The 14,008-nt window shown below is 53.3% G+C and carries 7 protein-coding genes and 3 pseudogenes; 5 read left to right on the top strand and 5 right to left on the bottom strand.

Annotated features, from left to right (window positions below):
• Positions 1-5: 5 nt before the first annotated feature.
• From ABD035_RS06120 to ABD035_RS06100, 5 genes and pseudogenes are all read left to right on the top strand, one after another.
• Entirely contained in the window at positions 6-596 is a 591-nt protein-coding gene (locus ABD035_RS06120; RefSeq protein WP_343868550.1) for a toxin-activating lysine-acyltransferase, read from the top strand.
• Between the two features lie 25 nt (positions 597-621).
• Positions 622-1,197 carry an Ail/Lom family outer membrane beta-barrel protein gene (locus ABD035_RS06115; protein WP_343868547.1) on the top strand — a complete coding sequence of 192 codons (576 nt, stop codon included), beginning with the start codon at positions 622-624 and terminating at the stop codon, positions 1,195-1,197.
• Positions 1,198-1,334: 137 nt separating this feature from the next.
• Positions 1,335-10,316: a hemagglutinin repeat-containing protein gene (locus ABD035_RS06110; protein WP_343868545.1), complete on the top strand. Its 8,982-nt coding sequence runs from the start codon at positions 1,335-1,337 to the stop codon at positions 10,314-10,316.
• A complete protein-coding gene (locus ABD035_RS06105; protein ID WP_343868543.1) occupies positions 10,303-10,557 on the top strand; it encodes a hypothetical protein in 255 nt (84 codons plus the stop codon). Before ABD035_RS06110 ends, ABD035_RS06105 begins: the two co-directional genes overlap by 14 nt.
• Positions 10,558-10,697: 140 nt before the next feature.
• Positions 10,698-11,618 (top strand): annotated as a pseudogene (locus ABD035_RS06100) (VENN motif pre-toxin domain-containing protein); the annotation flags it as partial.
• 154 nt (positions 11,619-11,772) lie between these two features.
• Here ABD035_RS06100 and ABD035_RS06095 read toward each other — a convergent pair.
• From ABD035_RS06095 to ABD035_RS06075, 5 genes and pseudogenes are all read right to left on the bottom strand, one after another.
• The gene (locus ABD035_RS06095) at positions 11,773-12,123 is read right to left on the bottom strand and encodes a DUF1493 family protein (protein ID WP_343868541.1); all 351 of its coding nucleotides are present in this window, start codon (positions 12,121-12,123) and stop codon (positions 11,773-11,775) included.
• Positions 12,117-12,560 carry an STM2901 family protein gene (locus ABD035_RS06090; protein ID WP_343868539.1) on the bottom strand — a complete coding sequence of 148 codons (444 nt, stop codon included), beginning with the start codon at positions 12,558-12,560 and terminating at the stop codon, positions 12,117-12,119. Before ABD035_RS06090 ends, ABD035_RS06095 begins: the two co-directional genes overlap by 7 nt.
• A 393-nt stretch (positions 12,561-12,953) precedes the next feature.
• Entirely contained in the window at positions 12,954-13,418 is a 465-nt protein-coding gene (locus ABD035_RS06085) for a DUF943 family protein (protein WP_343868537.1), read from the bottom strand.
• Positions 13,415-13,552 (bottom strand): annotated as a pseudogene (locus ABD035_RS06080) (DUF3289 family protein); the annotation flags it as partial. The pseudogene ABD035_RS06080 and the gene ABD035_RS06085, both read right to left, overlap by 4 nt.
• 15 nt (positions 13,553-13,567) lie before the next feature.
• Positions 13,568-13,678 (bottom strand): annotated as a pseudogene (locus ABD035_RS06075) (DUF3289 family protein); the annotation flags it as partial.
• Positions 13,679-14,008 lie beyond the last annotated feature (330 nt).

Below are 14,008 nucleotides of genomic sequence, written 5' to 3'. Positions count from 1 at the left end.
CAGAGATGAAGACCGGTCCTTATGATGTGCATTCACCAATGATCATCGGCGGGGAAATGAGCGAGGCAGAAGCTTTCGGCGCTGCCGTCTGGCTGTGGATGCACTCACCGCAGCATCGGGATCTGCCGATCCATGCACTGCCGACGGTGCTGCTGCCGATAATTAACCGCCAGCAGTATGTACTGGTCAGTCGCGGCACAACCCCACGGGTGTTTATGAGCTGGATGTGGCTGGACGATATCGCCGAACGGCGCTATCTGTCACAACCGGCGATCATGGTGCAGGAGCGGGACTGGGCCAGTGGCGAAAGAATGTGGATCCGCGACTGGATAGCCCCTTTTGGCGATACCCTGTCCATGCGCGATCTGTTCGGCCGGACACTTTTTCCTGAACGTTGCGCACGCGCGCTTTATCACCGCGGAGCCGAAAAAGGCCCGCGGGTGATCAATTTTAAAGGAGACCAGGTCAGCCACCAGCAGGCCATCGCCTGGCGTGAGGCGAACCCGTTAATGGTTCCTCTTCCTGAATTCCCGAACGGTCAACGGGAATACCTTACCCGCGGGTTTCAGCCTGACAAGGCCGTCACCCGGGACTAACCCTCCACAATAAAAGGACTTAACGATGAAAGTATTATTAACGGCTTCCTTACTCGCTGCCTGTCTGGGCCTGAGTATGCCAGTGCTGGCAAATGAGCAGACCGTATCTCTGGGTTATGCGCACAGTAAAATACAGGATGCAAAAGGCATGAACGGGGTGAATATAAAATACCGCTATGAGTGGAATTCACCGCTGAGTGTTATCGGCTCATTTACTTATATGACCAGCAAGGCTGAATATTCTCCCGGCGGGTCCAAAGATATTATTCATAACAAAGCGGATATTAATTACTTTTCGCTGTCTGCCGGCCCTGCTTACCGGTTTAACCCGCTGGTGAGTGTTTATGGCCTGCTGGGTATCAATGTCGACCGGGCCAAATACTCCTCTTCCTGGCTGAATTATGAATCCGGTTCTTACCGTGATATGGGCACAGAATATGGCCGGAGGACTAAAGCCGCCTTTATGTATGGGGCTGGCATACAGATTAACCCGGTTAACAACGTTGCGATTGATATTGGCTACGAAGGTACCAGCATCAATGACGATTATAAAACCCATGCCATTAACGGTTTCAATATCGGCATAGGCTACCGCTTCTGACCTGAGGCATCCCGGTGGATGCCGGGATGCTGCGTTGTATTTTCTTATTCCCTGGCAACACCCTGCGCTGGCGGTATCAGGGAATAAGAAAATAGTCAGTACGCTGCACACAGTTATTTTATAGCAAGGATGCTGTCATGAATAAGAATCTCTACCGTATTGTTTTCAACAAAGCACGCGGTTTGCTGATGGTTGTGCCGGATATTGCAGGTTCAGGCCGTGCAGGAACGTCGTCGCCTTCCCCCCGCCCCCGTCCTGTCCTCAGGCAGGTAACAGCAAAACTGCACCGCCTGTGTTTTGCCTTGCTGCTGGCTCAGGGGGCGGTCCAGCCCGTTCAGGCGGGGATCGTCGCGGATGGCCGTGCCCCGGGCAGTCAGCAGCCGACCATTATCAACACCGCTAACGGCACACCGCAGGTCAATATACAGACCCCGGGTGCAGGCGGTGTCTCACGCAACGTTTATCGTCAGTTCGATGTGGACAATAAAGGCGTGGTGCTCAATAACTCACACGCCAGCACCCAAACGCAAATAGCCGGCATGGTTAACGGCAATCCGTGGCTGGCAAAAGCCGAAGCGAAGATCATCCTCAACGAAGTGAATGCGCGCGACCCCAGTCAGCTCAACGGGTTTATTGAAGTCGCCGGGCGTAAGGCGCAGGTGGTTATCGCCAACCCTGCGGGGATCACCTGTGACGGGTGCGGCTTTATTAACGCTAACCGCGCCACCCTGACCACCGGTCAGGTGCTGATGGAGAAAGGGCAGCTGACGGGGTATGACGTTAACCGGGGCGAGATTGTTATTCAGGGCTACGGGCTGGACAGCAGCCGTCAGGACAGCACCGACCTGATCTCCCGTGCCGTAAAGGTGAACGCCGGGATTTGGGCGAAGGCACTGAACGTGACGACCGGGCGTAATCAGGTCGATACCGCACACCAGCGCATTGATAAAAAAACCGATGACGGCAGCCTCCGGCCACTGCTGGCGGTGGATGTTTCACAACTGGGCGGGATGTATGCCCAAAAAATTCGCCTGCTGGGCACCGAATCGGGCGTGGGTGTGCATAATGCGGGGGCACTGGGTGCGGCAGCCGGTGATGTTGTCGTCAATGCCGATGGCACCCTGACCAACAGCGGCTCCATCAACGCGTCCCGGAATGTGCAACTGGCATCATCGGCGACGCTGACGAATCAGGGAACCGTCTATGCCGCAGGCCGGACGGACATCACCAGTCAGGCCAGCCTCAGTAATACCGGTATTATCGCCGCAGGGGCGGATACCCGCATTGTGGCGGCCGGGATCCACAGCGGGAAGAAAAGCGTACTCGCCGCCGGGATCGCCGGTGACGGTACCCTGGGTTCTTCCGGAGAGTTAACGCTGACCAGCCACGGCAAATTACAGGCCAGCGGACAGAATATGGCTGCCGGCAAACTGACCGCCAGTGCCACGTCACTCGATATCGCAGGCAGTCAGACCTATGGCGACAGCCTGTTATTGCAGGCCAGTGAGGGGGATATCCTTACCACTGACGCCCGTCTTTCCGCCACCCATCAGCTGACGGCCAGCACCCGGGGAACGCTTAACAACGACGGTGGTACGCTCGCCGCCGGTCAGCTTCACCTGACAGCCAACCGGCTATCCAACCGGAAAGGGACTGTGCAGCAAACGGGAACCGGGGATCTGCAACTGATACATGCCGGAGGCATTGATAACCGCGAGGGCAACCTCGCCACTAACAGCCGCAACCTGACCTTAACCAGCGGGACGCTGAACAATCAGCAGGGGACGATTTTACATGCCGGAGACGGCCAGCTGATGATCACCACCGGCCGGACAGACGGCGAACATGGGAAGATCATCAGTAACGGGGCATTGAGTCTGAGCGGGTCGGTACTCGGCCTGGATAACGCGCTGACACAGGCGGCGGGGATTACGCTCAGTACCGATGCGCTATCACACCATTCAGGCCGGATGATACAAAGCGGTAACGGGCTGATGCGCCTGGAGATCACCGGCCGGTTCGATAACCAGCATGGTGAAGTGTTTTCAAAAGGCGCTCTGTCGCTGACCGCGGCAGCACTGGATAACCGGCAGGGACAACTGATCGCCACCGGTAACACGACTCTGCAACTGCTCCCCGGCGGAGAACTGAATAACCGTGCCGGTATTATCGCCGCCGGGAGAGAGTTAACCTCACTGAGTGATGAGGTGGATAACCGCGGCGGCCTGATCCAGTCAGGCGCAGCATTAACGCTTAACAGCCGGGGCCACGCCCTGCTCAATGCTGACAGCGGGGATCAGGGGGGTATTATCAGTGACGGCAGCATAAAACTCATCACCGGAGATATCGATAACCATAACGGCCTTATTGCGGCGAAATCACTGACCGCCACCAGCGGGGCTGTTAACAATCAGGCCGGAAAATGGCTGATCCAACAGGCGTTGTCTCTGAACAGCGGTGCCCTGAACAATCAGGGCGGCCTGCTGCAATCCGGTGGAAATCTGGATCTGACGACCCGTGACCAGCCTGTCGATAATCACTCGGCCGGGCAGATGATTGCGACCGGGGAACTGGCTATTCATAGTGGTGAGATGGACAACCGGAACGGTAACATCCTGAGTCGCGGTGAGGCCTCCCTGCAAACCTCTTTGTTCAATAATAACGATGGCCAGCTCTCAGCACAGGGCCACCTTTCGCTCTCCGGCCGGAGCATACAAAACAATGACGGCGGCCTGATCCGCAGTGCCAAGGATCTGCTGATTGATACCCACGGGGCATTACTGAGTAATCAACGCAGCGGTGACACTGGCGGTATCATCAGCCAGGGGAACCTGACCCTGAATACCGGTGCGCTGGAAAATACGCAAGGCACCATCATTAGCAGCCGTGACATGACGCTGACTACCGCGACCGTGGATAATCAGCAGGGATTACTGGCCTCCGGTGAAGCGATGACCGTTATCACCGGCGTAGCCGGTAACCCACCGACGGGCCTGCCTGCCGGTCAGACGTCACCGGAGTTGATGCCTCCGTCACTCGATAACCGTCAGGGGCACATCCGCTCACTGGGGAATATGGTGCTCAGTGTGGCGCAATCGGTGCTGGATAATAGTGCGGGGCTGATACAGGGAGTAGTTAATGTCACCCTTAATGCCGTGCAGGTGCTTAATCAGAATACCCGGGAGGACGGGCTGGGGATCCGCGCGGAGACACTGACCCTTAAGGCCGGCGACCTGGATAACAGCAACGGGCAGATCCTGACCCGCGATGCGATGGAGCTGACGCTTAGCAACGTGCTGAATAACCATGCCGGTCTGCTGAGTGCACAACAGAGCCTCAGCGCGCAGGCCCGGCAAATCATCAACCGCGACGGTGAGGCTGAGGCGGGCAAGCAGCTGACGATGACCGCCGATACCCTGAGCGGCGACGGTCACCTGCTCTCGCTGGGTGACCTGACACTTAACCTGACGCAGACCTTTATGAATACCGGTACCGTTGAGGCAAGTGGTGACCTTAACCTGACCACCGGGGGGAACCTGACGAATGCGTCACTGATGCAGGCGGGTAATGCCCTGACGCTGACGGCGAACGATATCGTCAATGATGCAGCGGCGGAAATCAACGCCGGGACCACGCAACTGAATGCAAAGCAGAGCCTGACGAACTATGGCCTGATTGACGGGGTTTACACCCGGATCAACGGACAGACCGTCAGTAATACCGGCAGCGGTCGACTCTACGGGGATGTGCTGGCCATCGGTGCCGGTACGCTCAACAACCTTGGGCAGGAGGGACAGGCAGCCACTCTCGCGGCGCGGCAACGGCTGGATATCGGAGCCACCACCATTAATAACCGCGATCATTCCCTGATCTACAGCGGCGGGGAGATGGCCATCGGCGGTGCCCTCAATGCCGACGGACAGGCGACAGGCCAGGCTGCGGTGCTGAATAACCACAGTGCGACGATCGAATCTGCCGGGGATATGACCCTGAACATTGCCGGCATCAACAATATCAACGACCACCTGACGCTGGAAAAAGTACTGGTTTCTCAGGAGGCGATTTCCGAGTACGAGGTCTCACGCCTGCACAATGGCGTTCGCTATAACGATAAAGATTACACCATCTATATTTATCAGGATGAGGTCAATACGCTTTGTATTGAAGGGGTTATCTGTAACACCACCGACGGGGACCGCTTTACCCATTTCGCTTACACCCGCACCATTACGGAAGACCGGATCAAAGAGAGCGACCCGGCGAACATCCTCTCCGGGGGGAACCTCAGCATCAATGCCGGGCAGGTACTCAATGACAAGAGCCGGATTGTCGCCGGTGGCGCGCTGGCGCTGCAGGGAAGTACCCTCAATAACGTGGACGCCGAAGGCCACCGGGAGATAACCGATGCCGGTAAAGCCATTTTTTACTACCGCCATCAGAACAAAGACAGCACTGACTCCTCCAGGGTGGATGTCTCGGATTATCGGCCCCCGGCGATTATTCAGGCCATTACCCTGAAACCCGGTACGGTAGAGGAATTTACCTACGGGCAAGGCAGCGGCCTGAATGTGACTGACCATCAGGGCAGCGAGATCAGCGGCGAACTCCGGCAGGCAGATGGGCTGACTCCCCTGCCCGGGGCAGACAGTGTCAATCCCGGGGTACCGGGTGCAGTGCCCCTGCCCGCCGGTAAAACGTTCGAGGTGACGACAGAATCACCGGGCAGCGTGATCCGCGGGGTCGGTCCCGACACCCGCCTGCCGGATAACAGCCTGTTCCGCACCCATCCTGAAAATAACAGCCCGTTTCTGGTGGAAACCGATCCGCGCTTTACCGACAAGAAAAAATGGCTGGGTTCCGATTACATGATGGATGCCTTCACCCGCAATCCTGACAATGTGCTGAAACGCCTGGGCGATGGTTATTATGAACAGCGGCTTATCCGTGAGCAGATCCTTGCCCTGACGGGACAGCGCTATCTTCAGGGGGCGAAAAATGATGAAGAGCAATACAAAGCGCTGATGAACGAAGGTATCACCTTCGGTCAGAAGTATCATCTGACCCCCGGCGTTGCCCTGTCCGCAGAGCAGATGAAGCTGATAACCGGCAATATGGTCTGGCTGGTGACGCAAACCGTTCAGCTTGCCGATGGCAGTACGCAGCAGGTGCTGGTGCCGCAGGTGTATGCACGGCTGCAGGCGGGTGACCTGGACGGCAGTGGCGCACTGCTGGCCGGTAAAAACGTCAGCCTGACGCTGAGCGGTGACCTGAACAACAGCGGACAGATCACCGCTCAGCAAAATACCCGAATGCTGGCGGAGAATATCATCCAACAGGGCGGGCTGATTCAGGGGAATGCTGTCGCGGTGCAGGCCCGTACCGATATCAGCAATACGGGCGGCCTGTTCTCGGGCAACCAGACCCTCTCTCTGCTTGCCGGGCGGGACATTAACGCCCTTACCACCACGCGCAGCGCAGAAAGTGCCGGGGGTGATTTTGTCCGGACCACGATTGACCGGGTGGCCGGTTTCAGTGTTCAGCATCCGGAGGGGGCGATGGTATTACAAGCCGGTCGAGATGTCAGCCTGACCGCCGCGCAGGTGAGTCACCAGGGGGATGGCGGTAGTACGTCGATTATCGCCGGTCGGGACATTAGTCTGAACACGGTGACCACCGGCAGCACAGATAACCTTCAGTGGGGGGAAAACTGGCTGCACCAGTCCGCCAGTCAGCAGACAGGCAGTGAGGTAGCCGGTGGCGGGGATATCCGCATGGATGCCGGCAGGAATATCGATGTGACCGCCGGGAAATTATCCGCCGGGCAACAGCTCAGCCTGACGGCCGGTGATGACATCAGCCTCCGCCACGGCACCGATACCGAAACGTTTGATCAGCACTTTAAAGCCACCGGTAACCGCGGCCTGATGTCCAAAACCACCACCGAAGTGCGGGACAGTTTCAGCAACCAGACCGTCGGGGGCAGCCAGCTGGAGGGTGAGCGTATCAGCCTGAGCGCCGGGCATGACCTGACGGTCACCGGCAGCAGTGTGGCGGGTACGCAGGACGTCAGTCTGACTGCAGGGAATGATCTGAATATTCTGGCGGCAGCCACAGAGCACCAGGAATCGCATTTCTACAGCGAGAAAAAATCTGGCCTTTCCGGCACGGGCGGCATCGGCGTAAGCCTCGGCACCCGCAGCCTGAAAACCACCGATGACGGCAACACCCTGAGCAGCACGGGCAGTACCGTCGGCAGTACCCGGGGCAGCGTTACTCTGACGGCAGGGAACGGGCTGACCACGCAAGGTTCGGACGTGCTGGCAGCCAGCGATGTGAGTCTGACCGGTAAACACGTCAGCCTGCTGGCGGCAGATCACCAGAGCTCGCAAACGCACACCACAGAACAGAAACAGAGTGGCCTGACGCTGGCACTTTCCGGGACGGTCGGCAGTGCGATAAACACTGCAGTGTCTGCCGCCAGCGAGACCGGCACAGAGAGTAGTGGCAGGCTGGCCGTCCTGCAGGGAATGAAGGCGGCTCTGAGCGGCGTACAGGCGGCGCAGGCCGTTTCGCTGGCTGATGCGACGGGCAGCCGTCCCGGCAGCATGGCAGGCGTTAACCTGTCGTATGGCCGTCAGTCATCAACATCCACACAGACCAGCACGCAGAACCGGAGCCAGGGCAGTACGCTGACCGCAGGGAACAACCTGACAATAAACGCGACCGGCACCGATATTAACGTTCAGGGCAGCCGGTTGCAGGCCGGGAAAGATATGAACCTGGGGGCGGCGCGGGACGTTAACCTTTTCTCTGCGCTGGAAAGCCAGACGCTCGAAGGCAAAAATGAGAGCCACGGCACGTCTGTGGGCGTGGGGATCGATGCCGGTCAGGGCGGTATCGGATTATCGCTTAATGCCAGCGTCAATAAAGGCAAAGGCAGCGAAAGCGGCAACGGCACCCGCCATAATGAAACCGTTATCAATGCCGGAAATCAGCTGACCCTGCGCAGCGGCCGTGACACGACCCTTACCGGTGCGCAGATCGGCGGTGAAAAAGTGACGCTGGACGCAGGGCGTCACCTGACCCTGACCAGCGAGCAGGATACCGATAACTACGATTCGAAACAGCAGAATGCCAGTGCGGGCGGCAGCGTAAGCACCAACGGCCCGGCTATTTCGGTCAACCTGAGCCGCGATAACATGCACAGTACTTACCAAAGCGTGCAGGAACAGACGGGGATCTTCGCCGGTAAGGGGGGCTTTGCTGTCACCGTCGGTGACCATACGCAACTTAACGGCGCGGTGATCGGCTCGACGGCCGATGCCAGCCGTAACAGTCTCGACACCGGCACGTTAGGCTTCACTGATATCAAAAACAGTGCCGACTATAGCGTTGAGCACCAGAGCGTGGGGGTAAGTACGGGCGGTAGCGTGGGCGGCCAGTTCGCAGGCAACCTGGCAAACGGCCTGCTGACAGGCGTTAACAGCCGTGGCAACGACAGTTCCACTACCCGGTCGGCGGTATCAGAAGGTACCCTCACCCTGCGGAATAAAGAGCATCAGACGCAGGATACGGAGGAACTAAGCCGCGATGTCGCACATGCCAGCCAGACGCTCTCCCCCATCTTTGATAAAGAGAAAGAGCAGAACCGGCTGAAAGAAGCACAACTGATTGGCGAGATTGGCAATCAGGCGGCGGACATTGCGCGGACGCAGGGTCAGATAGCCGGGGAGAAAGCGAAAAAAGACCCGGTAGCCCTTCAGGCCGCCAGAGAACAACTGGCCGGTCAGGGCAATCTCTCTCCTACCGAAAAACAGATAGCCGATCAGGCGTTTAACACCGCGATGTCATCCTACGGCACCGGCAGCGCCCTGCAGCAGGGAATTCAGGCAGCCACCGCCGCGGTCCAGGGACTGGCCGGAGGTAATATCGGACAGGCGGTCAGTGGCGCGGCATCACCGTATCTGGCAGAACAGATCCATAAACTGACCGACGGCAACCCGCAGGCACAAGCGATAGCCCATGCGGTTGTCGGAGCCGTCACCTCCTATGCGGCCGGTAACAATGCACTGGCCGGTGCCGCAGGCGCGGTCAGCGGAGAGCTGATGGCAAAACAGGTAATGGCTCAGTTATATCCGGGTAAAACGACCAGTGAACTCACGGAAACAGAGAAACAGACAATATCCGCACTCGGCACACTGGCCGCAGGCCTCGCCGGCGGCCTGACCGGCAACAGCACCTCTGACGCGGTTTCCGGTGCACAAACGGGTAAAAATGCGGTTGAGAATAACTTCCTCGGTACAACATCTTCAGACAAACTCGACAAGGCTGTTGAGAAAATTAAGAACGGTGATAAGACATTAGCGACCGCTAATGAGCTGATTAAGCTGGAAAACGCCGACAAGCGCAGTGATGCCCTGGTGGATAAATTTACCCGCGACCCTTCACAAATGAGTAGTGCTGAGCAGGCTGAACTGGCGGGTTATCTGCGAGTGTATGCTGCTGAGATGGAGAAGGAATATGGCCCTGCGGTATCACAGGAGCTGGTTAAAGGTCTGTTATCCGGTCAGGATTATGTGAAACGTAATCCCGACTCTGAGGCGATGTCTAAAGCTCAGACCATTATGAACACCTGGGGATATCATAAATCCAATGCCAGTATCGGAGATGCGCCGCTGATGTTTGGGAGTAGCGTGCTGGGCACCACGATAAAAGAGGGAATGGCGCTTAACGCGGCCATAGGTGCGGGGGTGAATGCCGGTGTTCAGCTTACCGGAAATGATCCTTTCAGTTATGTCGATGTGATTATGGCCGGGATAACCTCAGCGGCAACGACCGGAAAAGGTATAGGAACATCTGCTGCAATCAATATGGGCGGTGCTGCGATAGGGAGTGGAATTAAGGGGGAAGATCCTACAGGTTCTGCTATTGCTTCCGGGGCTGGTTCAATATTTGGCGGAACTGTAGGAAAGGTTGCTACAGAGCAGTTGAAGCCTGTAATTAAAGAGGGTAGTGCGGAAATAATTGGAGCAGTTACAGGTGGAACTGTAAGCGAGATTACAGGAAAAAATGTGCAAGACGCTCTGAAAAAAACAGGTAAAAAAAATGGAAAAAATTAATCTTAAAGATTTATTGATATTGGTTTTTTATTGTATATGCATTCTTTTTTTTGCTGTAGTAATCGGATATTTAATAGCATCCTTTATAGTCTATTTTAAATTAGGTATATTTAATATCGACTGGGAAGTAGTTCTTTTTGATTCTTTGAAAAAGGGCTATGTCGGAGGCACAATACTTGGTATTGGTATCTGGACCAAAGGTAAGTTAAAGGAACGGCAAGTCAATAAAAAATCTACTTAATGAACTATATTTCGGCCACAAAGAATCGGGGGACTTTTCCTACCAGTCATTCCCCAGCCAGTCGCATAAGACGGCGCAACTGAACAACTAGTCAGCGAACTAGCCGCAGGACTTTAGGGGGGCCTGGCGAGAGCGATACTGGCGGAGCAGTGACGGCAGCTAAAACGGGTAGAAATGCGGTGGAGAATAATTATCTTAGCTCAACAGAGGCGCGTCAGCTTGATAAAGAAATGCAGGACTGTAAGGCATCTGGGGGCGATTGCGTTAAAGTTGCTGAGAAATATATCGAAATCAGCCACAAAAACAGTAAAGAGCTACAGGAAGCCTGCACCGGCGGCGGTGTTGCCTGCATAACCTGGCAGGAACTGATTCAGGGCGCGACCAATGTAGCGAATGATGCGGACCCGTCACAAATCCGGCTGGATGAAAAACTTAAAGATCCGACAGCAGCAGCCCTGGTGAATTATCTGAATGGGACGGACCTTCAATTTCTGCAAGACAATATCACGACCGGAGATCGGATTATGGATGTGGTTATGGATCCGACTTCCTGGCCTGTCGCGATAATGGGTGGTAAGGCAATCATAACCAATGCGGTGAATAATACCAAAGAGCAGCTTATTGCGGTTGGAGTTGGTGCTGGATTGGAGGCAGGTATTCAATACGGCACAACAGGTGAAGTGAAACTGTCGGATGTGATTGGTGCGGGAACTATTGGTGCTATAACGGTGAGTAAAGGATATAACCCAACGGTGACATGGAATGCGGCAGGTGGTTATTACCAGGCAGAGCTAAAAGGTGATGATCCATTCGTAGAGGCTTTTTTAAGTAAGACCGGAGCTTCCGTTGGGTATGCTGCGGGTAATATTATTAAAGTACCGATAGATAAGAAACTGAATCCGCTCTCTAAGCAATATAAATGGGTTCCAACAGGTGTCTGGACAATAAGTAAACCAGTCCCCAAAAATAATTTACCCTCCCTTTCAGGGAATATAGCCGACTCAGCCACTTCAGGATGGTTTTCTGATACGTACGGGGTTTTATTATTATATTTCATTTAGTTATATCATTACGATCAGCTCCGTGACCTGCTTTTTCCTGCGGGGGAAGAACTAACAGATCTTCCTCAGGATCTGCATGATCTCCGTCTCGGCCTGGAACGACTCCTGCGCGGTGAGCACCAGGCAGTCGGGCATTACCGGCACCTTAATCCAATTAATAAAAAAGCCAACGCCCAGCTTTTGCTGATTCGACCAGCATTCGGAGTGTTAAAGGCTTTGGTTCAACATCCGGAACTTTTTGGGAACGAGGACGCAGAAAATTAGGCAGAAAACCTTTTTCATAAGGCCAGTACGCTATAAAATCAAATTTACTATCATCTACATTAAATCGTTTAAAATAGTCATTCATGATTTCATCACCCGTCTCTCTTGCCCAGGGATACTTTCCTGTTGAAAGACTCGTTTCCAGGGTTAACTCTGGCTTCACTTTAGAAAAAATCGGCTTACAATTATAAGTATTGTCATACCACTCAAAAACAGCATTTTCAATCGTATTTTTTACCATAACCTGTCACCTTTCTTCGCGATAAGGTTATACCTGCAAGCTGCTTTCCAGGTTATTTGAGTTACATCACTCATTACAAAAAGTATTCCAAGGACGGGTATCCAGCGACCTGCAAACGCTCCCAGGTTATTAACGTAGCTAAATTTCAGCCTTTGAATACTCTTCGTTGTGAGGGTTGGCCAACGATTAACCTTGAACTTTAACCAACGACGAAGTGTTGAGCTTAATACAGATGTGCCTTTTGTTGCGCCGACCGGTTTAGATCGTGTGATTTTTATTGGCTGACCTAAAATTATTAGTGCTAATGATAATATATCCTCAACACCAAGCTGTTTCTGAGCTTCATCCAGAAACACGAAGAAGAAAAGCTCACCAGCAGTAAGATTGAACATCCCGCTGTAAAAGTATGTCCCATCCATTTCTTTAATAGTATCCATCTTTCACCTTCCCTGTGATTAACCGAACTGAAGACATGTTATCAAATGTCGCCATAAATATAACACCCCCATATTAAATATCGATAAACAAATTATAAGAATTTGATAGATCTATGACTTACAATGAAAAATAGTCAAAAAAGATAGAGAGTTTTAATATTTACAGAAAGATTTAATTTTATATATGCAATAATCCTTACCAAACAAATGGATTATTATAACCAGGCATATCCCCACTGACACAGGAGCGGGCTATCGCAAGTGCGACACTAGTGGTCACTGCATTAAAACCCTCTGGCCGCACCCTGACTTTCGAGGCTAAAATACTTACGACAGGCTGATGTAAGCCGTATAGGGTGGATGCTTTTGATGCTTTCGCTACGTGTAAAATAACTAATCGAATGAATCTTTAATAATATTTTGGCCCTTAGTTAACAAATATCTTCCCTCGTAAGTAGCAAAGATAATGTCATCATCTTGATACTGTCTGATAGCGAACACAGCATTCTTATCGATGCAATTTACTTTCGTTTTCATATCATCAAAACAACGCCTGTCATATTTTCCTGCTTCCTTATATCCATATCCAAAAAGCCAGAAGATAATAGTGAAACTTCCTGACAATGAGGGTTTAGGAATATTATATTTTTCTTTCATGAAATTTTTATTTTTCAGCCACCAGTTTATTTTTCCTTTATCCGTGAATGGGAAATTTTTAACTAAAACAGAGGCATGATTATCCTCTTCATGAACAGCGACAATCTCAACCGGACGCAGACACAACCAACACCAGTAGCCCGCCGCCACACAACCAGCCAGCAAGAGCAAAGCCATCGCTTTCTTATTCTTTATTTTCACTGTCGGTCTCCGGTAACTTCTATGGTAGCTTCCATATTGGTCATAAAAGGTTTAAAACCAAACCGGTTATATCTCTGTAATACAAACCAAATACGAAAAAAACGTAACTGGTTAAATCTGAGTTTAGAAATATCAGGCCGATGATAATCCGTTTTTAACCGTTCTTCAGTTAAATCTCCACAGCGCATATCTCTGGCGCCGTAGTCGTCCATCCATTTTTGGGTTCTGAACAAGGTGAAGGGAAACTGTAGTGCAACCATCGTGACACACTCCTTGTGTTATCGTCCGGCAGGGTTTTCACAGTGAATAATATGCCGCGACATACGGTAGTGTAAATCCTGCAGTGTCACTTGTACGTGATTTTCAGATTCCTGCAGGAAGCTGCACCGGGCAGTACATAGTTATACAATTAGCGAGAGCCCCGCCATATCGGGAACCTGATTGGGCCATTACTCTCTTCTGAGTACCGTAACGTATAATTGCTGTTACCCGCAGTTACAGACACCGGGCGGAAGCATATTTCCCTGCAACACCTAAAGCCTGAACCGGTGCCAGGAGCTGACAGTTTTAAACGTCCGGGCTGCAGGGGC

The sequence above is a fragment of the Tatumella terrea genome, assembly GCF_039523755.1.
Lineage (GTDB): Bacteria > Pseudomonadota > Gammaproteobacteria > Enterobacterales > Enterobacteriaceae > Tatumella > Tatumella terrea.
This window is presented reverse-complemented; position numbering and strand designations above follow the sequence as displayed.